Annotated in this window: 16 protein-coding genes and 4 pseudogenes; 14 read left to right on the top strand and 6 right to left on the bottom strand. The window is 48.8% G+C overall.

The window, feature by feature from the left end; translation table 11 throughout:
- Positions 1 to 519 precede the first annotated feature (519 nt).
- The 6 genes from JWG43_RS15445 (at position 520) to JWG43_RS15420 (ending at position 11688) form a co-directional block, all read left to right on the top strand.
- Positions 520 to 2736, top strand: a complete 2217-nt coding sequence (locus tag JWG43_RS15445; RefSeq protein ID WP_205243847.1) for a PKD domain-containing protein — start codon at positions 520 to 522, stop codon at positions 2734 to 2736.
- Positions 2737 to 2934: 198 nt separating this feature from the next.
- Complete coding sequence (locus JWG43_RS15440) at positions 2935 to 3723, top strand: GspE/PulE/PilB domain-containing protein (protein ID WP_205243846.1); 789 nt, start codon at positions 2935 to 2937, stop codon at positions 3721 to 3723.
- A gap of 208 nt (positions 3724 to 3931) precedes the next feature.
- The gene (locus JWG43_RS15435) at positions 3932 to 6952 is read left to right on the top strand and encodes a PKD domain-containing protein (RefSeq protein WP_205243845.1); all 3021 of its coding nucleotides are present in this window, start codon (positions 3932 to 3934) and stop codon (positions 6950 to 6952) included.
- Positions 6953 to 7056: 104 nt separating this feature from the next.
- Positions 7057 to 7947, top strand: a complete 891-nt coding sequence (locus tag JWG43_RS15430) for a PKD domain-containing protein (protein ID WP_205243844.1) — start codon at positions 7057 to 7059, stop codon at positions 7945 to 7947.
- A 142-nt stretch (positions 7948 to 8089) separates the two neighbouring features.
- A complete protein-coding gene (locus JWG43_RS15425; RefSeq protein ID WP_205243843.1) occupies positions 8090 to 10858 on the top strand; it encodes a hypothetical protein in 2769 nt (922 codons plus the stop codon).
- A gap of 173 nt (positions 10859 to 11031) precedes the next feature.
- Positions 11032 to 11688: a hypothetical protein gene (locus JWG43_RS15420; RefSeq protein ID WP_205243842.1), complete on the top strand. Its 657-nt coding sequence runs from the start codon at positions 11032 to 11034 to the stop codon at positions 11686 to 11688.
- A 516-nt stretch (positions 11689 to 12204) separates the two neighbouring features.
- On the opposite strand, the gene JWG43_RS15415 is transcribed toward JWG43_RS15420, so the two are convergent.
- The 3 genes and pseudogenes from JWG43_RS15415 to JWG43_RS15405 form a co-directional block, all read right to left on the bottom strand.
- Complete coding sequence (locus tag JWG43_RS15415) at positions 12205 to 13206, bottom strand: transglutaminase-like domain-containing protein (protein WP_205243841.1); 1002 nt, start codon at positions 13204 to 13206, stop codon at positions 12205 to 12207.
- Positions 13207 to 13711: 505 nt separating this feature from the next.
- Positions 13712 to 14820 (bottom strand): annotated as a pseudogene (locus JWG43_RS15410) (IS1634 family transposase); the annotation flags it as partial.
- A gap of 268 nt (positions 14821 to 15088) precedes the next feature.
- Positions 15089 to 16396, bottom strand: coding sequence for an O-antigen ligase family protein (locus JWG43_RS15405; RefSeq protein ID WP_205243839.1), 1308 nt, complete (start codon positions 16394 to 16396; stop codon positions 15089 to 15091).
- 63 nt (positions 16397 to 16459) lie between these two features.
- Between JWG43_RS15405 and JWG43_RS19745 the strand changes: the two genes are divergently transcribed.
- Positions 16460 to 17326: a hypothetical protein gene (locus JWG43_RS19745; protein WP_338033273.1), complete on the top strand. Its 867-nt coding sequence runs from the start codon at positions 16460 to 16462 to the stop codon at positions 17324 to 17326.
- Here JWG43_RS19745 and JWG43_RS15390 read toward each other — a convergent pair.
- Positions 17243 to 18289 (bottom strand): polysaccharide deacetylase family protein, encoded by a 1047-nt coding sequence (locus tag JWG43_RS15390; RefSeq protein WP_205243837.1) that lies wholly within the window; start codon positions 18287 to 18289, stop codon positions 17243 to 17245. The two genes, JWG43_RS19745 and JWG43_RS15390, sit on opposite strands and share 84 nt — an antisense overlap.
- A 334-nt stretch (positions 18290 to 18623) precedes the next feature.
- Between JWG43_RS15390 and JWG43_RS19740 the strand changes: the two are divergent.
- From JWG43_RS19740 to JWG43_RS15350, 7 genes and pseudogenes are all read left to right on the top strand, one after another.
- Positions 18624 to 19345: pseudogene (locus JWG43_RS19740) on the top strand (IS3 family transposase); the annotation flags it as partial.
- A gap of 212 nt (positions 19346 to 19557) precedes the next feature.
- Positions 19558 to 19971 (top strand): hypothetical protein, encoded by a 414-nt coding sequence (locus JWG43_RS15375; RefSeq protein ID WP_205243834.1) that lies wholly within the window; start codon positions 19558 to 19560, stop codon positions 19969 to 19971.
- Between the two features lie 79 nt (positions 19972 to 20050).
- Positions 20051 to 20470 carry a hypothetical protein gene (locus JWG43_RS15370; protein WP_205243833.1) on the top strand — a complete coding sequence of 140 codons (420 nt, stop codon included), beginning with the start codon at positions 20051 to 20053 and terminating at the stop codon, positions 20468 to 20470.
- Entirely contained in the window at positions 20460 to 21950 is a 1491-nt protein-coding gene (istA, locus tag JWG43_RS15365) for an IS21 family transposase (protein WP_205243832.1), read from the top strand. Before JWG43_RS15370 ends, istA begins: the two co-directional genes overlap by 11 nt.
- Positions 21937 to 22677, top strand: coding sequence for an IS21-like element helper ATPase IstB (gene istB / locus JWG43_RS15360; protein WP_205243831.1), 741 nt, complete (start codon positions 21937 to 21939; stop codon positions 22675 to 22677). The genes istA and istB overlap by 14 nt, the downstream gene beginning before the upstream one ends.
- Before the next feature lie 195 nt (positions 22678 to 22872).
- Positions 22873 to 23298: pseudogene (locus tag JWG43_RS15355) on the top strand (transposase); the annotation flags it as partial.
- Positions 23299 to 23365: 67 nt separating this feature from the next.
- A pseudogene (locus tag JWG43_RS15350) lies at positions 23366 to 23815 on the top strand (IS1634 family transposase); the annotation flags it as partial.
- A 95-nt stretch (positions 23816 to 23910) separates the two neighbouring features.
- Here JWG43_RS15350 and JWG43_RS15345 read toward each other — a convergent pair.
- Both JWG43_RS15345 and JWG43_RS15340 read right to left on the bottom strand, forming a co-directional pair.
- On the bottom strand, positions 23911 to 24558 hold the full coding sequence (locus JWG43_RS15345) for a GNAT family protein (RefSeq protein WP_205243828.1): 648 nt from the start codon (positions 24556 to 24558) through the stop codon (positions 23911 to 23913).
- 15 nt (positions 24559 to 24573) lie between these two features.
- Positions 24574 to 26310 (bottom strand): GNAT family N-acetyltransferase, encoded by a 1737-nt coding sequence (locus JWG43_RS15340; RefSeq protein WP_205243827.1) that lies wholly within the window; start codon positions 26308 to 26310, stop codon positions 24574 to 24576.
- Positions 26311 to 26455 lie beyond the last annotated feature (145 nt).

Here is a 26455-nt window from a genome sequence, read left to right as displayed (position 1 = left end):
ATAAGAGACAGCCCCTGTGCCACCCCCACCGACTGAACCACACAACATCAAACCCCGTAGGGTGGGCAAACGGCTGTATCGTTTGTCCACGCGGATCCCAAAACCACAACACCAACAACCAAACCACGAACAATAAATACCATACCCAAGGCATAATTCTCCCACGCTGGCATTAACCTACCGCGTGGGCACGATACTGCTGTGCCCACCCTACAAAACCATGGATATCATTGAACAAAACACAATACAACCCGATGCCCCGTAGGGTGGGCAAACGGCTGTATCGTTTGCCCACGCGGACCCCAAAGCCACAACACCAGCAACCAAACCACGAACAATAAATACCCATACCCAAGGCATAATTCTCCCACGCTGGCATTAACCTACCGCGTGGGCACGATACTGCCGTGCCCACCCTACCCGTGCTCCTTCGATTTTATCCTGGCATACATTCTGCAAAACGCTCTGGGTGCCCATAAAACCGCAATCTGTCACTCAGCCACCTCTGCCAGGAACCCCATGTCCACCCTTGGTCTTCGTTTCTTTCTTGTTCTTTGCTGTTGTCTGCCCTCTATCGCTGCTATCGCTTCTGTCGCAATTGCCGCCAACCATACCATTCAGGTCGAATGGGGCTATACCCCGCCGAGCCAGCCAGCAGTCACCGGGTTCAACCTCTACCAGGAAGGCACAAAAACCTGCCAGACCACCCAGGCCCAGGCCACCTCCATGGCCTGTCAGGTCACGTTGACCAAACCAACCACCAATTTCACCCTGACCGCCACCTTCAGCGACGGCACCGAGAGCCCCCACTCAGCACCCTTCCCGTTCACACCGTCGCAAATAAGCAACGATGATCAATCAGACTCCCCCGCGCCCAATCCCCCATCATCCACCCCACCCACGGCGGTGATCTCTTCCTCCACCGCCGCCGGGCAGGCACCGCTGACGGTTCATTTCCACAGCGCCGAGTCCATGGCAGCCCCAAAGGCCTCCATCATCTTTTCCTCGTGGTTTTTTGGCGACGGGACCAGCAGAGCCTACGGCACCAACGCCAGCCATACCTTCACCACACCAGGAACCTATCAAACCGTGCTGACGGTCCTTGACTCCAACAACCAGATCAGCACCACCACCACCCCCATCGTGGTCACCGCCCCGGACACCTTCATCAACGCCGGGCCAACCCCGCTCGTCAGCACCACCCAGACCAAAGGCCCAGGACCGCTCACCGTCTCCTTTGATGGCTCGGCCTCCAGCGACCGCAATGGCTCCATCACATCCTACCGCTGGAATTTTGGTGACGGCCAGACCGCCACCGGCAGGCAAGTGACCCACACCTACACCACCAGGGGCCTGTTCAACGCCTCCCTGGAAGTCACCAACAGCAGGGGCGAAAAAAACCTCACCCATTTTGTCATTAACGTCCAGGGCGACTCGGAACCACCGGCCCTGCGCATGGAACTGGGAGAAATCTCCGTGGGCAGCCAATGGCTCCGGGTTCTCCTGGATACCACCTTCATCAACCCGATTGTTGTTGCCGGACCACCGACCAGCCTGGACAATGGCAGTCCCCCGACAATCCGCCTGAGCAACATCACTGCAAAGGGTTTTGACATCCGCCTGGAGAAAACATCCACCACCGATAGCAGTCCAACTCCGGCAACCGTCCATTACCTGGTCATGGAACAGGGCCGATTTACCTTGGCCAATGGTTCCCAGGTGGAAGCCGGCACCTTTACCGGCTCAGCCAATCTCACCTCTATCCCCTTCAGCGCGGCCTTTCATCAGCCCCCGGTGGTGATCACCGCCATCGCCACCACCAATACCACTGGGGCCATCATCGGAAGCCCGCGGGGCATCAATGGCCCCGGTTTTTCCTATGCCTTGGCCGCACCAGCGACAAACACCACCCCTCAAGGCAGTGAAACCATCCACTACCTCGCCTGGGAACCCGGCGCGGGCACCATGGGCGATCTCCAATACATCGCCGCAACCACCGCCCCTGCACCTCTCCAGGAATGGACCCACACCGATTTTCCCCAGCCCTTTACCCAACTGCCCTTGCTTCTCGCCGACACCCAGACCTGCACCACCTGCACAACCCTGGCAGCGGGAACCCTCACTCCATCCGGATTCCAAATGTTCCTGCAACCAACACCAGCCCACACCAGCACCACCAGCCCGCGGGGCGAAACCCTCGGCTACCTGGCCCTGGCCGCCGCGACAGGATCCTCGCAACCACCCACCACCGGTGACCGCCTGTTCACCTTCACCTGGGACTACCCCGCCACCAACCAGGATATCAGCGGCTTTCGTTTCTACCTCAACAGCCAACTGGTCTGCGCCACCGACAATCCCCAAGACCGGACCATCCGCTGCCAGGCGCCGATGCTTTCCGGCCCCATGCGCTTCACCATGACCGCGGTGCACCAAGCCGGTGGAGAAACCAACCCCTCCAACCTGCTCCTTTACGACCCGAGCCGTGCCGCCAACCCCACTTCGACCCGACAAGCCACCTTCACTTGGGATTTCGACCCGGGCAAGGAAAGCACCATCAGCGGTTTCCTGATCCTGGCCAACAATACCCCGGTCTGCGCCCTTGCCGACCCCGGGGCCCGACAACTGGACTGTCCCCTGCCCAACCCAACCGGCCCCACGACCTTTACCATCCGGGCACTGTCCCCTGCCGGCCCTCCCAGCCGGTCCTCAAATGCCATCACCTACCGGCCATGGTAAGCGGCACCAGGCATATTCCTGAATCCGTGACGGCTGGACGCTCACGGATCCAGGATATTTTTCCACCCTGAACCCTTGATTTTTGCCGCGGGCATGAGATAATGATGCAAGGGAATATAAATAATTCCCAATACCCAGCCCTCAAGGCAGCAAGCCCCTCCAAGCAGCCAACTACTTGTTTTTTATGGGAGAATCACCATGACCGCCAAAAAACGCCTCGGAGAACTCCTGATTGAAGCCAACCTGATCACCGAGGAGCAATGCAATCGGGCTCTGAAAATGCAAGTGGGCGGCAATCGCAGACTGGGCCGGATCCTGGTCAAAATGGAGGCCATCACCAGCGATCAGTTACTGGACATCCTGGCCGGCCAGTTCGACCTGCCGATCATCACCATCGACCAGGAAGCTGATCCCGCCGCCAAGGCCATGCTGCCCCGGTACCTCTGCAGCAAATACGAAGTCTTCCCCCTGGGCCTCGACGGCGGCACCATCCTCAAGGTGGCCATGGCCGACCCCTCGGACAGTGAAGCCATTGCCGATATCGAGGCCTTCACCGGCAAGGCGGTCCAACCCTGCCTGGCGCGGCAGGCCGACATCCACCAGGCCATCAAACGCCATGTGCGCCTCTCCTGGAACGATATCTTCAACCCGCAGAGCTACACCCGTTATGCCAAGGTCGCCTCCACCCTGGCCCTGGCGCTCATTGTCGTGGTGGCCGCCTTCACCTACCGCTGGTACGGCGAAGCCAGATACGGCACGGTCAGCCGCAGCGGCGAGGTGGTCTTTTACCAGAATCACGACCTCATGGTGGGCATCGACCAGTCCGGCCAGGTCACCCTGCTCGGTCGCGGCGCCCATGCCCATGGTTTTTATTCCATCACCTTTGAATCAGCCGAAGCCCTGACCCATTTCCTGGAGAGCAAAAAAGACGACCTCTCCACCACCCAATATCAATGGGCCCAATGGGCGGCCGGTAAAGCCCGATGATCAACACCAAGCAAAGAACAATTACCAATCTCCAGGCGACAACAATCGAAACAACCAAATCGTAATTAAAGCAACCGCCCCCCCAAACCCCCAACTCGGCAAACAACCTGTAAACACAACAAAAATTATCAACCCACTCATTGGCACGCTCCATGCAAATCCCCTGGCAAACATCCGGCACAATTCATTCGTCCCGCGGGGGAAACCGATGCATTTCATGATAAAACGACTACTCATCACCCTGTTCTGCTGCCTGCCCACTATTGCCATGGCGGCCACCAACCACTCCATCCAGGTCGAATGGGGCTACACCCCACCCAGCCAACCGGCGGTGACAGGCTACAAACTCTACCAGGAAGGCACCCTGGCCTGCCAGGTCCATGACCCCAACGCCACCTCCATGGGCTGCCAGGTGACGCTGATCAAGGACACCACCAACTTCACCCTCACCGCCACCTTCAGCGACGGCACGGAAAGCCCCCACTCCGCACCCTTTCCTTTCAGCCCGAGCCTGACCAGCCCTCCGCCGGCGGATGACATCATTGACCCGGGTACCCCGCTTCCCAGTCCCACGGGCAGCAAGATGTTCTCCTTCACCTGGGACACCACCACCGATCCAAGCACCCTCAGCGGCTACCGCATCTACCTCAACAACACCCTGCTGTGCGCTACCACCAACCCCGCTGACACCGCCATCTCCTGCCAGGCGGATCTCCTCCCCGGCCTGATGACCTTCTCCATGACCCAGGTCTCCACCTCCGGCGTGGAAAGCCAGCCCTCCAACCTGCTGGTCTTTGACCCCTTCGCCTATCCGGAGTTGTTCAATTTGCAAATGGTCACCTTCACCTGGGACTATGAAGCAACCAGCAACCTCGCCGGCTTCCGTCTCTACCAGGATACAGCCACACCACCCTTTGCCAGCACCAACACCCGCACCCTGCTCTGCGCCACCGCGGACCCAGGCGCCCGGGAACTCGGCTGCATCGTCGACAGCCCCACCGGCCCGGTGGCCTATGCCATGGCCGCCGTCCATACCGATGGTTCCGAGACCCTGCTCTCCAATATCCTTGCCCGCACCACCGGCACCAGCAGCGGTGACGACTCCGCACCCGCCCCGGAAACCGGCACCCTGCAGGCAGTTATCACCGCCACCCCCACCACGGGCACGGCCCCGCTGCACGTTGATTTCAATGCCGCATCCTCCACCGGCAGCATCGCTTCGTCCACGTGGAGTTTTGGCGACGGCGCCACCGGCACGGGCAGCACGGCCCAGCACCTCTACACCGCTGCCGGCGCCTACACCGCTACCTTGACCGTTACCGCCACCAACGGCCTGACCAGCAGCGCCACCACCACCATCACCGTCACCGAAGCAACAAATCCCGAGCCGGCCATCCCGCCCACGGCGGTGATCTCCTCCTCCACCGCCGCCGGCCCGGCACCGCTCAATGTCAGCTTTGACGGCTCCGGCTCCTCCGCGGCCAACGGCGCCACCATTGTCTCCCATAGCTGGAGCTTCGGCGACGGCGCCTCCGCCACCGGCGCCACCACCGGCCACACCTTCACGGTTGCCGGCACCTACAGCACCACCCTGACAGTAATCGACTCCAACGGCCAGACCAACAGTACCAGCACCCCCATTGTGGTCACCGCCGCTGAAGCAGACAACATCAAGCCCACGGCCGTGGCCAAGGCTACGCCCACAAGCGGCTCCGCCCCGCTGACGGTCTCCTTCACCGGGTCCGGCTCCTATGACAGTGACGGCAGTATCGAGTCCTACCTGTGGAATTTCGGCGACGGCACCACCGCCACCGGCGCCAACGTCACCCACACCTACACCTCCGAGGCCTCCTTCACCGCCACCCTGCAAGTAACCGATGACCAGGGTGCTAAAGCCGGCACCGCTCTGGCCATCACCGTCCAGGCCGAAGAGGAACAAGCCCCGCTGAACATGGAACTGGGCGAAATCTCCATCACCACCGAATGGGTGCGGGTCCCCTTTGACACCACCTTCACCACCCCCATTGTGGTCGCCGGCCCTCCCAGCTTCAACAACGCCGAACCCTGCGTGGTCCGCCTGCGCAACGTCGACGCCACCGGCTTTGACATCCGCTTGGAAGAATGGGACTACCTCGACAACGTCCACCCGCCGGAGACGGTCAGCTACCTGGTAATGGAAAAAGGCCGCCACACCCTGCCCAACGGCGCCACCGTGGAAGCAGGCAGCTTTGCCGGCACCACAACCTTCCGCACGGTCAGCTTCCAGAGTGCCTTTGCCCACACCCCGGTGATCATGACCACCATTGCCTCGCTGAACCAGGACAACACGATCAGCGGCCGGGTCAAAAACGTCCAACCCACCGGCTTTGCCTACATGTTCCAGGAGCAGGAAGCCAGCGCCAACAAGCACGTCAACGAGACGGTCCACTTCATCGCCTGGGAACCGGGCACGGGAACCATGGGCACGCTGCAGTACCATGCCGCCACCGCCAAGACGGTCACCGATGCCTGGCACACCGCCACCTATACCACTCCGTTCCAGCATCCGCCCCTGCTCCTGGCGGACATGCAGACCGCAAACGATACCGACCCCTCGGCCCTGCGCGTCCAGAACCCAACCGCCACCGGCTTCCAGGTCAGGGTTCAGGAAGAGCAATCCAAAAACAGCGACACCAGCCACCTGGCGGAAACCATCGGCTACCTGGCCCTGGGCTCCATCGATGGCGAAAGCGAACTCCCAGCTACCGGCGAACACCTGTTCACCTTTACCTGGGACTATGACACCACCAGCAAGGATGTGGCCGGGTTCCGCTTCTACCTCAACAACCAACCGCTCTGCGCCACCACCGACCCCACCGACCGAAGCATTCAGTGCCTGGCCACCATGCTGGACGGCCCCATGCACTTCACCATGACCGCGGTGAGCAGCACCGGCGTGGAGACCATCCCCTCCAACCTGCTCAGCCTCGACCCGAGCCAGTTCCCGCAACTCTCCACCGCGAGACAGGCCACCTTCACCTGGGACTTCGACCCCGCCCGGGAAAGCACCATCAGCGGATTTGAGGTGCTCGCCAACGGCGCAGCCATCTGCCAAACCGAGAACCCCAGCTCCCGGCATATAACTTGCAAAATCACACAACCAAAAGCCCCGACCACCTTCACCATCCAGGCGATGCTGAAGACAGGCGGAACCAGCGCACCTTCTAACACCATTCCTTATACGCCATGAAGCTTATGCAACCTGGACATACCCCTGAATACTGCTACCCCCAAAAACCAATTGCACCTCAGCAACCCGTACCCGAGGCCCATACGCCCCCCAGGAGACTGACCATGAAAACATTGACCAAGCCCGCATGCCAGGCATTCCATACCGCAGCCCTGACCGGATTTCTCTCCCTTGCCTTTCTGACCTCGGCCATGGCCTCTGATTTTTCCGGGAGCCTCAAAGGGGTGACGATTACCGATGCGCAGGAAACCAACACTCCACCAGTGGCGGCCTTCACCCATACCATCAGTAGCAATACCGCCACCTTCAACGCTGGTAGTTCATACGACCCCGATGGCACAATAACTGAATACAGATGGGATTTTGGGGATGGGGCAAAAGGTTCCGGCCAGACAATTTCACACGAATTCACCTCAACATCCAACGCACAAGTCACATTGACTGTTATTGATAATGCTGGCGCCGTTGCAATCACACAGGAAACAATAACGCCTGTTAACACATGCTCTCAGTTATTTTATGATGGACCTAGTAGTAACACTAACAATTACAAAACTGCAGCTGATGAAACCTCTGGATACGGAGGGGGATCATGGGTAGGCCAAGATAGAAAATTGTGCGGTGCTCAATTTTTTATCAACGCAATAACTGGAGATATCTCATCAAAAAACTTTACCGTTAAAATATACTCTACAGACAAAAATAACAATTTACTTCAACTTAAAGGAAAATCTGAAAAAATTAATGGTTCTAGTTTTTCTAATAGAAAATGGACTGAAATTATTAAATTTTCAGAAAAAATTACAATTTCATCAGGTGACGCTATAGTTATAGCAGAAGAAAATAATTATATCGATCAAGTTAATTATATCACTCTAGGAAGCAATAATACTGAAGCTGGCGATTTATTACAGGCTGCTTGGGGCACTGACACTAAAAATCGCTACATATTTAACAGAGGCGTACTCGCCCGATTTTATGAACAAAAATATTAAACACGGCACACCGTCAATTCGTAGGCGCAGAAACCGTGCGACTGGCAACCTCTTGCTAAGTTTTAAAAGCAAGACACGGTCTTGCAGTCTTGCCCTGTAGGATGGGGCTGGCGAGACAGTCTTCCGATTTAAGGAGAATTTGATGAAAATAAAAACAATCGTTCCATATCACCTCGCGCTACTGCTAGTGATATTTTATTGGTCTGCACCTAGTATTGCATCAGATGTTATACTAACAGTTACAGAACGTTACGGGGTAGACCGTCAAGCGGCACCGGTCACTTATGGTGTCCCGTTTTCACGGGAGGATAATTTGTTTAGCACGAACAGCCTATCCATCCCTGGCATACAGGCACAGTTTAGAGTACTCTCCCGGTACGAAGGGGCACCCGATGATACCACTAGACCCATAAGAGTTGTACTGGTAGACTTCCAGACAGACATTGAAGCGCTAGAAAGTCGTCAGTTGGTACTGCGTAGAGATGCGACAAGCCTGATAGCACCGCAACTAATAAAAATCACCGAATTTACAAATAATGAAAGCATTGATCATTACAACACAGCCCATGCCAGCAAATCATACAATCACCTTGCAAGAGTTTCGCCCGAAGGGGTAGATATTGATACAGGTAATGCTTTTTTCCGTATCTCCAGCTTAAAAGGTAATTTGTTCGATCAAGTAATGATTAACGGTGTTAATTTTATTGAATCATCGAATGACAATGGCTTTCACATTGAATTTGACGGATCAATATATAAATCATCCAAGGCAAAACCTTTCAACGTGGAGATTGAAGAAAATGGTCCACTGCGTTGCGTAGTTAAGGTTGAAGGTGAATTTGCGAATGAATTCGGCGATAAACTTATCCCTCCTGTCACTAGAGTTGGAACAATACCAACTGTTCCTATTAAATATACTATCCGTTATTTTGCTTATAAAGACAAAAATTATATTAAATTGCAAACAACATTACGAAACGAAAACAAAGGATGGACTTTTCATGAATCTAGGCCTATTCACAATATAAATATAAAACAGGCTTTTTTGAAAATAACATTAAATGACTTATCTAGCCAAAAATTTGTAAATTTTGATGGGTACTCAGATTTTTTCTCAGAAGGCCAATACTCGATTTTACAACGTGAAATTTCAGATGGGAAAAGCCAAAATTACAAATGGGATTACAGTATAACAAAAGACGGTCATATTGTATCAAAAGGAGAAAAATATGACTCTTATGTCAGCTTTGGAGATAGCAATAAAGTTTTAATGGTAGCCAACCGTTGGTTTTGGCAAAACCATCCTGCAGGAATAACGATAAAAAATGATGAAATGCTTGTTAATCTCTGGCCAGATGCAAGAGATTTTAATTGGCCACCTAATGATGGAGAACATCATCGTATCCTTGGAGGAAGCTGGAAAACTCATGACCTATTATTTTCTTTTGCAGATGGGGATAAAGATTTCACACAAGAGATAGCGCACATTAAAAATCGATTAATAGCAAGATGTAGTGACACTTATTATTCGCAGACTGAGTTTTTTCAATTTATGGCTCCAAAGAACATCATATCTGGTTATACTTTCCAAGCTGGAGAAACTTTGCAAGATGCTTTAAACGAGCACAATAATTACCATAGGGCACTATTTGATAATCAATTTATTCAAAGTATGGCTCACCCAAATTCAGTTTTCGATGCAAGAGAAAAACGCATTGTCAGGTTAACGAGCAACCCGTTAACTTATGCAACATGGTACGGTTGGCTAGAGTTTGGCGGGATGCCGAGAGGCTCAGGTGGTGGATACCACAATCAGCACTATGATTGGTCATTTTTGTCACTTCTCGGATTCCTGAGATTTTCAGATTACAATATGCTTGAAATTGCAGAAGAGTTTTTACGCCATCAAGCAGATATTTTAGTCATTCATGACCCCGAAGCTAAACCAAATGACGGCACCTTGCGTTATGAATATCACGGAGGACAAAGATATGAATTAGATGCTTTATTTTCTTACAATGATGATTTTGGCCCTTACAATTCAGCGCCTAGACAACATTCACATTTTTGGACAAATGGCCTTACATTACAATATTTATTAACAGGAGAGATATACTACCTTGATGTTTTAGAACAATCTTTTGAACATACAATGCGAGTTAAAGATAGTCCGACAATGGATACCTCAGCAACAAGAAATGTATACAGAGGTATTGAAGGATTGGTAAACGGGTACACTTTAACTGGAGACATCAAATTTCTTAATACTGCTTTTCAAATGTTTGAGGACAAACTCTTAACACGCGAAGGAGGCTCTGGGATCAATGACGGACAATCTGGTTGGATACAATCGGGGGCAGAAGGGACAATCAGTATAATTTACGACAACATGATGATAGAGCCTCTTATAAAACTTCATATATCCCTAGTGGCAGCAGGAAACAGTGGTCCAGCTGCAACATTAGAAAACTTCTTAATACGATGGAGCGATTGGGCTAAAAACTATTTGTGGAAAGCTTTAGATTACGGTGAATACCGTAACGATCATACTGAATATTTTCCCCATGCTTTGAGGACCTCATGGCTGATAGAAGAGAATACTTTTAACTTTTCTCGCCCGATAGATGCAGATAACTCTGTTGCTTACGCTAGCCTTTTCGCCTACAGATATCAGATCGACAACGCGCATGACCGAGAACAATGGATGAATTTAGCTCGATCTATTTTTAAAGATTTTCATTTTTATGGTAACATTGCAGACTGGACAGCAACCAGGCTAAACCCAACACATCACTCACACGGGACAAAAGGCATCCGCAACAACCCCGGCACAGGAAGCTGGAAAATTCCAAAGGCTATCACGCTACCAATGCTATATGTACAGCAGGAGTTTAAAAATAGTATGAAGTAGCACACTCCAGAACAAGATTTACTCAATCGTGTAGAGTAGAGCGCTGATGAAAGCAACAAGGACCAACGACTATGCTCCGCCGCACGCGGCTCCCACATATCAAAAGATCTCGGCTCTTCGACGAATCAAGTGGATTTGAGTAAATTTTTAAACTGCTGACGCAAGCATGCTTCGTGGCCGAAGACCAGGAAATCCGTCAGGCTATGGACGAGTTACGGCTCCGTTACCAGGTCTTTGATCGATTGCGCGCGGCCATGCGCCTCATGCGCCTTGCCCCGGCGGGTGGCGATAAGGGCCTCAACGATGAAGGTGGCATCGGCGATATGACGACCATCCGTCAAGGGGTCAAGAAATTCCGCCTCAATTTGACGGAAAATCCTCAACTGGCCGATGATCCACTCAGCCAGAAGATGGCCGCGCAGATCGACAAGTATGCCGACAAGCTCTTTGCTGAACCCATCACCGTGGCAACACCCAACGGAACTGTCACCGTCTATCCCCAGCGCACAAACAACATTCTGGAACAATTCTTCCGTGGCATAAAACGCGGTTATCGACGCAGGACAGGGAACAATACCATGCAGAGGACATTGCAAGCCATGTTGGCAGCCACACCAACCTTGGTCAAAAACCTCGATAACCCCGCTTACATGGATATCTTGCTCGACGGAAAAGCCAATCTTGAAGAACTGTTCGCTGACCAGAAAGCAACCAGATTAACCGAGTTTGATGGCTCGAATAATAATACCGATCGCATCCTTCCTGGCTTTCGTGCCATCATGAAACTGCCCACCTTACCCGACCAAGTGATCCGGTCACTTGCGGCGTAAGAGGTTAAAATCCAACTGAATTTTGTGACCATAGTGAATTGTTGGCAATTTTGCTATGATCACAAAATTCAGTTGGACTGAGTAATATCAAGTGGTTACCTGTCAACCGCATGCTATACTTTATCACTGTCGACTACAGTTTCGCTGTACGTATGCTATCGCGTCGAAATGATGAATCTGTTTAATATTCTGAAATTAAATAAAAAAAATGAAACGGTCTTGGGCTGATGCTACGCGGAAGAAGTTGCTTCAAAAGCGTTTTTTTGATCAAGTATTGCATGAAACGAGTGTCTGGACACCCTGTGCAATACTTTGTCACAATGCTTCTATGCTATCCAACTATCCGGTGCCATCAGCGCTTATGGCTTGCATGTCTTACCTTTCAGCCAGCTCAACTGTGTTGGCGGATGACACAGCACCTGTTGCCGAACTGGATTTGCGGCGTGAAGGTGACAGATCCAACTGAATTTTGTGACCATAGCAATTTTGAGCGATTGCCCTGAGAGTAGCTGGCGATCAGTTGCCTTCATATTTCATTTTCATACGCATTTTACTGTAAATTGAAATGTAAATGCAATATATATTTAATATAATAATACCGGATAAAGATAAGATTAAACTTGCTAACGCCAATTTCCGCTTACCAGTAGGGTATTTTGCTATATTTTCATTGTAATAATGTAAAAAATGTAAACGTTTTGACCCAAGTAACTTCACGCCATACCCATCAAACAATGCATTATTAGTAGAATAAAACGTGTGATGAAATGACTGTATAAATGGAGTCAATTGTTTACTGTTTTCAAAATAAATTAATGGAATTGGCTTATGAATTGATCCATTACGTTCAAAAGAAATTTTGTCGAATCTTTCATTACGAACTGCTTCTGAAATTTCTAGCAAACCAGCAGGTATTTTGTCTAGCAGGTAAAAAGTATCCATTGTTGCGTCAACGACGATCCATTTATTATATTGTTGGCTCCATACTTCTACAATTGAATGATTATATGATTTACTTCTAAAATCTGGTGCAGAAAAAACAAGTCTTACTGGAAAACCCTTGGCCAGATATGCTCCCATAGATACGATGGCAAAACGACGACACAACCCTGGTTTATTTGCTTGCATTTCCAATAATGCTTCAAGTGGATTATCAATTTTACGAGTATTTTGCCACATTTTGTGAGAAAATTCTCCTTGCTGATCCCTAACCCATCGCCTGATTAAAGCTATTTTTTCTATTTCGTTGATGTCTTCTGAATAATTAATATCTATTTTTTTTTTAAATTCCAACAAATTATTTTTTTGTGATGAACCAATGCCAAAATAAACTGATTCGTCAAAAAAATTTACATAATTATGGTTCATTTTATAATTAATATCTTCAACAAGTTTAGTATTAACAACTGGGCTTCTAGCAAAAATTAAATTTTTCAAGTAATTATTGGAAATAAACAAAACAAAAATAAACAAAAAATTCAAAAAGAAAAATATATAAAACTTATTTTTACTCTTCATTCGAAATCAGCTTCTCCCGTTTTGTTATTATCAACTACCCGCAATATGCAGAGCAGAGCGCTGATGAAAACAACAACCTGGTTCCGTGAAAAAATGCAATAGCAACAAGGCAACTTTACAATCAAAGTATTGATTTTTATATATAAATTATGCAATATGCACTTGTCTGAAAACTCCCTCAGCGGGTGCGAATATGAAAAAGTTCATCATCGAAAGATTCGAAGACGAATTCTACACCTCCCATGCGGGCTGGCACTGGTCAACCTGGGAGTCGATTCTGTGATTCTATGCTCCCATTGACACCTTTCCGGAGTTACCAACAAGATGCTCCGGCACCGTTTGTCCGCTACTTTCGCCAAGCCACGGCAAACCGACAAGCAGGTATCGGCCAAAATAAGTCGCTACCTACGCCTGCTCAGACCTGGGTTTTCGGCCTGAAATCGGCACCCCGGCGCAAAGCCAGTCTCAGCGCGGCTTGACGAGGGGCGGCGATTTTCGCGTGTGTCTACGTTATTGGAGTATGTTTTTTGGCATGCTGGAGTCCAAAAACTTTGTGGGGACAGGGAATTGCCAGCTGCTTCAGTACCGACTTCGCCCCCTTGGGCAGCTCACTTAATTGGTAAAAATGGTGGCTGGGCGTAGCGAACTCCGTGGCCTGGATTTTCTGCAATATGGTTCGGATCCGGGACCAGGGCATGTTGCATTTGATTTCCGCCAACCGTTCAATCAACAGGGCCAGGACGCAGATCTTGACGTGGGATTCAATCCGATTGGGCAACCAATGATACATCGGCATCATTTTAATCTGGGTACGCTTGAGCGAGCGGAAACAGCGTTCGATCACCATCAGACCACGATACCCATGGGCTGCGTCTTCCAGGCTGATGGTGGCATCATTGGTTTCCAGTACCCATTTGCCGTCATAACGGCCGGCGTCTTTGATGGCCTTGCGGCCCAGCCGGATCCTGCCGTCAACAATGGTCAGGTACCGTTTATATCGTCTGGACGCCAGCAGGGCAATGGCCCACTTCTGGGTGGCGCTTTTGTCCTTGTGCTTTTTCAGTTCCTCTTCCAGGAAAGCGATGACCTCCTCCCGGTGGAGGGCTTGTCGACGGGCTTCCGCGGGGTTGAAACAGACAATGTAGCGCTTGCCGTTCTCCAGATGCACCTCTTTTGCATGGAGGTTGTCGCTCAATTCCCGATACCGGCCGGGTTGCGACAGGACGATGTCCTTGATCTCCTTGACACTGGCCATCCGGGTGGCCAGGAGGTAGGTGCCGCAGGCCTTGGCCAGTTCCTGGCGATTGCTCTCGGAGTTCATCCCCGAATCCGCGACAAACAGAGCCCGGCCCAGGTTCCAGCCGCGAAGATCCTGCTTGATCCGTGCCACGGTGCTGACATCAGCGGTGTTGCCGGGAAAGACCCAACTTCTCACCGGGATACCTTCCCGGGTCACCGCCAGGGCGACCACCACCTGGGGTGCCCACACTCCTTCCTTGCCGTGCCCGTACTGACGGAGACCATCGGCTTCTTCATCCTCATCATCTCATCATCCACGGCAAAGGACGCGGTGGTGGTGTCGTAGAAGATCAGATCCACAGACAGGTTGAACAGCTTCCCCTATAAAACCGGTATCAAGTGACCGGTCAAACGAGTGAAGTTAACCAATGCATTGAATGCGCACCTGGCCGCATCTATCGAAAATTCATGAAAATGGCTGCCTGATTTTCTTGTTTTCCATGACAGACTTTCAGGGTAAGGTACTATTATCATAGTAAAATTTGTGACCGTCGCGTAATGCCTTTGCCGGAAAATTATGGATTTTTCGCTATGGTTTCAAGACATTAACGAGCGCCTCTTGGGACCAGTTAGTTTGTCGAAGTCATGAGGTCTGATCTTTCGCCACTGCTGATAAACGTTCATTTGCCCCGATACAACCGCAAAGGATATATAGAAACGGTTGGAAAGCAGAAGCTAGGAAAAACATTGCTGTGAGCAATGCAAGCAAGCTCATCCGCAAGGTTTTAGCTATTATGTATTGATCATAGCCTCCCTTTTCATTTTTGAGTACCAAACTTGATTGTTTTATTGCAACAGAAAGATTTCTGAAAACTGAATAAAGAAAAAAAATATATATAACCAAAGGTAAAGCACCCATATCTGCACCAATTTGCAAAAAGACATTGTGCACTAAATAGCTACCCCGAAAAATATCCTGGTTTTCTATGTTTGTTCCGTAAACTTCAGCTAAGTGATAACTATGATTGCCAAGACCATATTTTGAAACAGGATTTAGCTTAACATATTCGAGGGTTACGCTCATAGCGGAAGCTCGAGCCTGTGCAGATCCAGTGTGATCATCTTCTGTATGTACAATTTGTTTCATCCGGTCAATGTAAACTGGTGGAACATAACGCGCTGAGAACACTCCAACTAATAGAAAGGTTACGATAGTAAAAATAATCTTTTTATTAAGTCCTTTGATTTGAAAAATACCAAAAAATGCCAAAATCAACAAGGCAATAAATCCACCACGTGACCGACCTTCAATAATTGCAAGAAAAATAATAAATAGAAAAAATAATAGCAATAACCTTAAAGATAGATTACGAAATAATAACAAAAGAGCTATGTTTATCGGTATGATAAAAACAAATGCCATGGTCAATATATTGGGATCACCACTAAAAGCAGTCCCTTCCATAAAAACTCTTCCACCTGTCCAGTAACCAAAATATAGAAGCCTATAAGCTACAGTAAAAATGCATACATTTAATAATAGTAAATAAAATTTTAATTCTCTTTTCGTAGCTATAATACTAGATATTACAACATATAGAATAAATATTTTTAATAATGTAACAAAATGATCCTTACTACGATAAAAATCTACCGACTCGAAATATGTCGAATACGCTCCAAAAATTACGAATAAAGTTAATATTATTATAGATATATTTAAATAAAAAAATTTTTTTCTTTTTATTATACAAGATACAAGATGAAATAACAAAGTTAGAGAGATTAAAATCATAGGTAATCTTGCATATGAGGCGCCTAAGTAAAATAAAGGTGAAAAGAAATATGAAACTGTAAAAAAACATAAAAATATAAACGATAAAGAATATGATTTTTGGTGAAAATCTTGCTTTTTACTGAAATCAGTATCCATTCCGTAACCGTTCATCATCTACCTTCCCACTGAAAAAACGTACATTTGCGGAAAAGTTCGGTTATGTATTCGTGTATTCGTGTGCATGACCGCAATCCTCACTTATCGGAATCGCACCATTACCCAAGACTATATCGCCTTCATCAAGAAGTTCATCGCCGAGTATTCAGCCGAAGGCCGCACGGCTATCTCCCGGCGGATTTGTCATGCCTGGGACTGGCGGCAAGCCAATGGCCAACTCAAGGACATGGTCTGCCGAAGCCTTCTCCTTGTACCAGATTTATCATCCTGCCCTGGGTCAGCGATTGGCAACAGCTCTACAACCATCCTATCGTCTGGATTGAAACCTTCATCGACACCGAACGATTCACCGGCACCTCTTACCGGGCCGCCAACTGGATCAAGCTCGGCCTGACCCATGGGCGGGGAAAATATAATAAACCCAGCAACAACTCACCTCGATCAAGGCCATGTAGGGCTAACCCTTATCTCGCGACTTCCGTAAAAGGCTCTCTCATGGATAGGCAGGAAGCCGAGCGGATCAATGCTGAGGGCAGGGAGGTGGTGATCGCAACGCTTTTAGCCATGGACACCCGTATCCGTGAACTCGAAGAGTACGAGCAACGGGTTGGAAGCCTCGAAGGAAAAATAGCCGCGCTGACCAGCAACTCGACCAATTCCTCCCGACCGCCATCGACCGATCCGCCAGGTACCAAAAAGAACCTGCCACGTCGTACGCCGGATTTAACCGACGGTCTAACTTTCAAACTGAGGAAGAAGCGCCAACACTGTCAAGTTTTTACTGAGAAACCAAAAAATTTGGTCACAGCAAGAAACGACAACTCCGAAGGTATTTCTATGTTTCTATGTGTATTGCCGAACATGACGACGCAATATTTCACGAATGCCAACACACCAAGCCTCGAATTCGATGTCTGGTGTTCTTAATGTATCAATAAATCTGGGTAACAGCAAAAGATCTGATTTTGAATTCGCCAAACCAGGTACACATGTGGTTGCAGATTGTACACCAACGTTGCGCAACCATGGCAAAAACTCTGGGTAATGCACTCCACTAGGATAACAAAAATGTATGATTTTTTTAGGACTTAGGCCACACAACGCAAGGGCGCTTCTGTTGTCATCGATTTCACGTAAAAAAAGAGTCTTGTCTCTAGGAACGCGATGCCTATGGGTATGCAGTTGAACATCAACGAACTTAGGGTCCAGTTCCTTAATCTCTTCTGGTGACATAAATCTCAAAATCTTTTTGTTTGATACTGCTTGCCAATTTACTTCAGCATATTCAGCTAACTCAGACAAAATTTCATTTTTTATATATTTTCCAAGTTTATCGTCACTAGCTTTATTTAATATAACCTTTTTATTCTGAACATATTCTAAAAATTTGTCCATTTCGTATTTACTGTTTTTATTTTTTATTCCACACCAACAAAGATAATCAAACATTAAACTGAAAACTGGTAACTTATTATACAATACATGCCATGTTGAAACATAAACAGTTGCTTTAATATTGTATTTTTTAAGCAAAGGGTAACCAATAGAGAAAAAATTATGAAATCCATCGTCTATTGTAATTGCAACTGACTTAGGTGGTAAATTGTTTTGCTTTAATTTTTTTATTGCATCACTTAATTGCAGAATATTATAGTTATTGCTGTGAAGCATTTTCAATCTCTTTTCAAAATGCTCACTTGTGACGAAAAGTTCTGGCTTCCAAATATGCTCGTTATAACTAGAAAAACCATGATAACAAAGAATGAGCAAACGATTTTTTCGCCATGTACTAGACGATACCAAACGGAAACCGCCAATTCTTTTTATACCCTTTAAAACTAAAGTTTTGCAGGAATAAAGATTCCAACCTATGCTATTTATTTTAAACATAGGGATATCAAACTCCTATGAAGTATTTATAGATAACGTAACACCAATGCATGAAATAGCGAGGAGTGAATATTTGATAAATGCTGTTGAATAAAAGACTGCATACCAATTAGTTATGCATAACTCTCCTAACCCAAGTTTAGCACAGGGAAGCCTAATTCAGGCTTTTTTCGCCTATATTTCAGAAAAAAACTCAATAATTTCAAGGAAAATTGCTCGAAATTTCATTTGTAGTGCCATAAAATGTAGAAGTGGCCCCGGAAATTTGGACAAGCAGTTAAGTGGAAAATCTGCTACCACTACCCCCAATGATGGGTATAACAAGGAGCAGAAAATGACCAAACGAACAAGACGGAAACATTCAGCGACGTTCAAAGCAAAAGTAGCACTGGCGGCGATAGCCGGTGAAAAAACGTTGGCTGAACTGGCACAGCAGTTTGAGGTTCATCCCAACCAGATAACCACCTGGAAACGGCAATTAAGTGAAAGCGCCTCGGATATTTTCGATGCCTCCCCTGCAAAACCGGAAGTTGACCTGAAAGCGCTGCATGCCAAGATTGGTCAATTGACCCTGGAAAACGATTTTTTAGAAGGTGCGCTCACCAAGGTGGGATTGCTGAGCGCAAAGCGATGATAGACCGCAACCATCCTCTCCCGTTGACCAAACAGGCTCCCTTGCTTGGTATCAGCCGTAGCAGCCTTTATTACCTTCCCAAGCCTGTTTCGCAAGCCGACGTGGAACTGATGCACCGCCTTGACGAATTGCACTTGGAATACCCTTTCATGGGCGCGCGCATGCTGTGTGATCAGCTTGGTTTATCTGGCATCCAATCCGGTCGCCGGCGTGTCGGCACTCTGATGAAACGCATGGGCATACAGGCGCTGTACCGGAAACCGGGCACCAGCAAGAAACACCCCGGCCATAAGGTGTATCCGTATCTTTTGCGGGGCATGGCGATCAACCAGGCCAACCAGGTTTGGGCGCTGGATACCACCTATATCCGCATGGCCAAGGGCTTTGTCTATCTCACAGCCGTGGTTGGCTATTACCACCGTCCAAATTATCCTTCTTTTTCACCGGTGAAGATGTGACCAGTCGCCACCGGTGAGAAATTCCTCTTCTTTCTTTTCTTCCTCTTCTTGACCCTGAAAGGGTAAATCTGTTTTTTCTTCCGCTGTTCTTCGTGGTTTTTCCTTTCTCTGCTTCACTTCTCGGCACGTGATCGATACTTCGCTGTATGATGCCTCATCCAGGGAGGAGGTGGATCATGGCGAAGACATTTATCTGTTCGTGCTGCCATCGCAAAATGCTGGCCAACCCACGCATCAAAGAACAGCGATTCTGCGGTGGTGTTGTTTGCCAACGAGAACGAAAACGCCGATGGCAGCAGGCAAAAATGACCTCCGATCCGGATTACCGAGCCAACCAGCAGGACGCCTATCGGGCCTGGCGCGAGCAAAACCCCGACTATTGGCGCCAACGCCGACAAAGCAAGGAAAACGCTTTACCCCATTCTCCACCAGCACAACCGGATCCACGGTCTGCGGTCTTTGTCAAAATGGACGCGTTAGAGGGTATTTCTCCTGTCTTTTCAGGCGAATATCTGCTTACGCCAATCTATCCCTCAGTCCGCAAAATGGACGCGTTCATGGTGAAAATAGTCCCTGTTTCAGCAACATAGGTACTGCCGCAAAAAGGACTCGTTCGCCATTTCAACGGCTGGCGGCTATCATGGGCAAAAAACAACAGGAGGTGCTGCCATGATCGATCGCCAACCCATCAATTCGGAGAGGGTCCGTCACATCGAAGGAACCTTTGCCTTCATCGAACACCGTTTTCTCCATCAGGGCTTCTGGGCCGGCCACAGTCACCACGCCCTGTTGCTCTACTTTTTTCTGGTGCTGGTTGCCGACCGGCGGGGTCTCTCCTTTTACGGCTATGACCGGATCTGCTCGATCCTCGGCCTGGTGCTCGATGAGTACATCCAGGCCCGCAACGAACTGATTGATGATGATCTGATCGCTTTCGACGGCCGGCTCTTTCAGGTTCTTTCTCTGCCTCAACAGCCCCGACGCAAAGAGGCGCAACCTTTGCTCGGCAAAAACGATATGGAACGGCACGACCCCGCCACCATCAGGCAGATGATCACCAACTCACTGCGAGGCGACCATGCTCGATAAACGCGTCATTTTCGCCATCCACAACTACGCCAACCAGGGCTATTCCAAAGCCAAAATCGCCGCACTGCTGCGACTGGACCGGAAAAGCGTCGCCAAATACCTTGCCAACCCGGAGCAGGAGCGCAAGAAGGTGGTGCGCAAGAGTCTGCTCGACCCCTTTCGAGAAGAGATCGGCGAACTGCTCCGCCGTGACCCCCGCGCCTCCGCCGCCGTCATCCTGCAACGGCTCCAGGGCAAGGGTTTTACCGGTCAGATCACCATCCTCCGCGATTACCTGGCCACGGTACGGCCGAAAAAACAACGGGCCTGTATCCGTTTCGAGACCGCGCCCGGTGAGCAGTGCCAGATCGATTGGGGTCACTTCGGCACCATCACCTACGGCAATACCGCCCGGAAACTCTCCTGTCTGGCCGTTACCGAAGGCCACAGCCGGATGCTCTATCTCGAGTTCGGCCACAGCCAGAGCCAACAGGCCCTGCACAGGGGTTTGTGGAACGCCTTCCTTTTTTTCGGTGGTACTCCGAGGGAGCTGGTTCACGACAACATGCTCACCGCGGTCATCGAACGGGACGGCTCGATCATCCGCTACAACAGCGCCTTCCTCGACTTCCTCCGCCCATTGAAAACAGTTCCCCGGGCGTGCAATATCAGAGCGCCACAGGAAAAAGGAAAGGTCGAAAAGGGAGTCATCCATTACATTCGCAACAACTTCTGGCCGCTCAGAACCTTTACCGATCTCGGCGACCTGCAGCGCCAGGCCGATATCTGGCGGGACACCGTGGCCAATGTCCGGATCCATGCCACCACCGGCGAAAGGCCGCAGTCACGCTACCGCGCCGACGCCATGACGCCCATTGCCACCGGCCTTGATCTCGATCTACGCGACCGGGCCACCGCCAAGGTGCATGTCGACTTCTCCGTCCGTTTCGATGGCAACAGCTACACGACTCCGCCATGGGCGGTCGGCAGGCAGGTCAGTATCGCCGCCGACTATCGCACCGTCACCGTGCATTACAAACAACGAGCTATCGCCTGTCATCAACGATCATGGCAGCGTAAGCAGCGTATCGAATCACCCCATCACCGTCAGGAGGCCCTCAAGAGTCAACGCCGGCAATGGGCCACCGCGGAGGTCGCCGCCTTTGCCAGTCTCGGTGAAGAGGCCAGAACCTACCTGGAGGCCATCTCCAGGGCGAATATTCCCCTGCTCAAGGCGGTCCGGCGAACTCTCGTGCTCAAGGATCGCTACGGCACCCAGTCCCTGCTCAACGCCATCAAGCAGGCCCTTGCTCATCAGGCCATCGGTGTCGATTACCTGGAAAATATCCTTCGCCAGAACGCCAGACCGGCAACTTTGCACCCCCCGGTTCAACTCGACAACGAGCGCCTCAACAGGATCCGCCTGGAGGAGCCGCTCCTTGCCGATTACGACACCTTCATCCTTACCAGAAAGCAGAGAGGGAACCATGACCGATCTTGATCAGATCCGCGACCGCTTGAAACAGCTCAAGCTCACCGCCATGGCAGCCCAGCTTGAAGCCGTCATGACCGAGGCCCGCAGCAACAACCATGACGCGCTGCACTCATTCAGGCTCCTCTGCGACCTCGAAATCGAGTCAAGATGGAAAAACGGGGTCAACCGCCGCCTCCTCCAGAGCCGGCTGCCCGATAGGCCAACCATCGACCAGTTCGACTTCGCCCACCACCATTCCCGCCAGGAGCAGAAGAATGCCATCCTCTCACTGGTCAACCTCGGCTTCCTCAGCCAGAAAATGGATATTATCCTGGTCGGCAATCCCGGCACCGGCAAAAGCATGCTCGCCAAGACCATCGCCACCGCCGCCTGCCACCACAACCGCAAGGTCCTCTTTGCCACTGCCGCCGACATCGTCAACCAACTGGCAGCGGCCGAAGCTGATTCTTCTCTCGACAAAAAACTCCAGTTGTACCAAACACCGGAACTCCTGGTCTGTGACGAACTTGGTTATCTGCCGCTCGGTGCGCTCGGATCAAACCTCCTTTTCCAGGTCTTCAGCAAAAGACACAAGCAGGGGTCCACCATCGTGACCACCAACCTTGCTTTTGCCGAATGGGGAAAAGTGTTCGACTCCACCACCATTGCTGCCGCCGTGGCCGATCGTCTCGTCTTCAACTCGGAGGTCATCATTCTTGGAGGGCCAAGTTATCGCAGAAAAATAAAACAATAACCAAACACGCACAACCAGGTGCCGGAGACAGGCCGTCGCTACGGCAACAGCCTTTCTTCGAGCTCGTTTTATTGCCTCTGGTCGGGTATCGCATCGCCACGTTCAAAGATCAAGAGAAGGGGGCACACCTCTGCCTGTTCCAAGCCCAGGCCTTTTTTTCACCGGTGGATATGGGGGATTTTTACTCCGGTGGTAATAGTTGACTGGGCCAGTCGGAAGGTCCTGGCCGCCAAGATCGCCATCACCCTGGAGTCCTGCCATGCTGTTGATGTCCTGCATGAGGCGTTCAATCGTCATGGCACCCCGGAGATTATCAACACCGACCAGGGGAGCCAGTTCACGGCCGAAGAGTTCGTCCAGACGGTCAAAGACCGTGGGTGCAAACTCAGCATGGATGGCAGTGGGGCCTGGCGGGACAATGTTATTGTGGAACGACTGTGGAAGTCAGTCAAGTATGAGGAAGTCTACCTCCACGCCTATGACTCAGTCAACGAGGCTCGCGGGTCAATCATGCGTTATCTGGACTGGTACAACCGCTTCAGGCCTCATTCCACATTAAAGAAAAAAACACCCGACGAGGCATACACCGAGATGCTGCCAGCGGTCGAACTGGCAGCGTGAGCACAGGCAGAGGTTCCACTTAAAATTGTCAATATCTTGTTCAGACAAGTGAAGCCACCTCTGTGTGCCGGTGGAAGGCAGCATGCTCACCCCTCCCGGTGTCTACTGTCTGCGCATCTACGAGTTAAACTGGGACGCTCCGAAGCTGTGGCAGACCTATACCATGCTCACCGACCTTGAGGCGGTCTTCCGCAGCCTCAAGTCAGAATTGGGATTGCGGCCGATCTATCACCGCAAGGAAGACCGGGCCGAAGGCCACCTGTTCATCACTGTGCTCGCCTATCAGGCGGTCCAAACCATACGCCGTCAACTCAAGGCGCATGGTATCAACGAGAGTTGGACCTCACTCCGAGGCATCCTCTCCGACCAGCAACGGGTGACCGCCACCTTCACACAGCGTGACGGCCGGACTCTTCACGTCCGCAAAGCAACGGTTCCTGAGCCTGCGCTGCACAAGATTTACGAGACGCTGAGGCTGTCACCCACCCCCGGCGGGGTCAAGAAAATGATCAATTGATGCCGAGAAATGCAAAATGTAGTGCCAGAAAAAATTTTTATAGTACCTATGGTATTGATACCACTATATATATTTTTACAGGTGATAAACATGGGCTAAATGTTAGCAATTTTTTTACAACAATTTCGCAGAATGAATATTCTACCTCTGATGATTAACCTTATTGATTTACCAATAAATGTAAAGCCAGCTTTTTCTATACCCCTCACAGATTGGTAATTCCACGACTTACAATCGATATAAACATTTCTTATATTTTTATCAATCGAAAGATTTCTACATATTGATTCGAGCATGCAGGGAAAGATCCCTTTACCACGATTTTCTGGAAAAACAAAACAACTTGTTATTACGGATTCATCTTCAGCCAATGGAATGAAATAATCATATCTTCGAGCACGGCTTTTTGACCAACAAATTCCGGCGACATTGCCATCAACATACCCCAACCACAACTCACATTTTTTAGAAAATCTTCTTACCATTTCAGAGCTAAAATCCATTTGTCCCGAACTCTTTACCAAGAGATCATAAAGATAATTTGATGGGATACTGATATAATCAGGATACACTTCAACAGTAAATCCAGATAAATTGTGTAAATTATTAATTAAACTTGCACCGGATTTTTGAAAAACATAGCTAGTATATACAGGGGATTTGTGCCTAAAAAACTGGCGCACTAGCCCTGCCGCCCCGTACTTAACTAAACCATTTTGTAGCTTCTGAACCGTAAAGCTCATTATATAATAATCTTTTTACAAAAAATTGTCGATTTCAGACCGACTTGAGGTCCACCCAAAGCACCTTCGATAAAAAAAAGTCCCCTTATTTTTCAACCCCAATGACTCCAAAATTTCCATATTTACATAATATTTATTATCAATAAAATAGACACGCTTAACTCCTTTATTGAATGAAATGTCATTTAAAGCTGCCTGCAAAAGTGATAAAATCAAATTTTCTCTATTCGCATTAACAATTACGTTTAAATCATACAACAATGATGAATTCTCTTTTAAATCATAGGCGGCTTTGCCGTAACCAACGAACTGATTTTTTCTGCTGCTCAACCAGACCCATGCTACAAGTCTACCATTTTCAACAATAGTATAAACATGATTTCCTTTGCCTAGTGCATTCGCAGCAGCAGCTACAAAAGATTGTTTACTCTGCCAAGGCTTCTGCGGGACAAATGCTAGCAAATCATCAAGTGAGTTGCAGGACACTTTGTTTTTAAATTTAAATTTTGATGTATTTGAATTAGGTATATAAAAAACTCTGATCTCATCGGAAAAATAGATCTGATCGTAAATCCAACACACGAAAATCCAAGGTAGCGAAACCCAAAAAAATGGGCAAAAAACCCTGGCTTTAATATAAGCAATGCACGCGAACAGCTTGCCGGTATTGACACCGGACTTTCGCAATACTTTGCCCGGAATGAGTCTTATTTTTCTTGCAGTAGCAGATACATGATACTGGAGCGATGAGGGATAAACCACCAAAACGTGTGCGGTATCCTCTGCGTTGGCAAGACTCCATTTGTAACTATCATCTCCCCCGCCCGGACTTATATCTAATATATGATAACCATCCTGCGATAATTGTTCCGCTAACATATAAGTGACAAGCCCCATGGGTGACTGCTTAGAAAATAATGGGGAAAAAATACCGCCATTAAATCTATGCGCCTGGCCTTTACCAACCAACGTCATAACAATAGCCACAAGATGGTTATCTACTGTCATTTCCAGTGCTCTAAGTATACTGGCATCTGGTACCGAGGCCAAAGCTTCATGATACGGTGCTTTTAATCGATCGCTACCAAAAGATGTGAAACCAAATGCCGCCATTCGCCGGAAATCAAATAGCGTTATAATTTCAGGCAAACGGTTTTTAAAAGATTCTGGGTCACTGATTGACCTAACTTGAAGATCACCCATTCGTTTGATTTGATTAAGCCGTGCACGATTACGTTTTTTATTGAGAAATTGACGAACCGTTGCAGTATCTCTCAAATCAATGACCGGGCGCCTGAAATCTTTAACGTAACAATATTTTTTAAAAAATTTTTCTGCGGTCCAATCCAATGGGGTTGATGGAGGAATATACATGAATTGTAGCTTACGACCTGGAAATTCTTTATGAAAAAGCATCAAAGTTTTAGTGATAAAGGTCTCCTTGTCTTCAGGGTATGCTAACCAAACTTGATATTCACCATGGTGCATCCCAACACAACCAACGTTGCCATTAGATTTATCTCTTGCCAGTGCCAGCAACCCCCTGATTTTTTTATCATTAGTTAACCATACAAATAACACAGGTTCATGTGTAGCCAGATAACTTTTATACCATACTTGAGCGTAACTGTAACTCTGGTATACAGTGGCCCATGGACAAGAAATATATAATTTCTCCCAATTTTCAGTGAAGGTAGGATCTGACAGGCAATTTAGCACATCATTGCTCTTAATAATTATAATTTCCTTCATTTTTATTGCCATAAAAAATTAAAAAATGATTTAACATAATATTTTACTATAAAAGTGATTTTTATTATAATGAAAATTATATGATCAGTTTCATTTTATTTAAAATATTATATTTAATAATTTGTTTTTCATTTTCACTTAGTAC

The organism is Desulfobulbus alkaliphilus (assembly GCF_016918545.1).
GTDB classification, from domain to species: domain Bacteria; phylum Desulfobacterota; class Desulfobulbia; order Desulfobulbales; family Desulfobulbaceae; genus Desulfobulbus; species Desulfobulbus alkaliphilus.
This window is presented reverse-complemented; position numbering and strand designations above follow the sequence as displayed.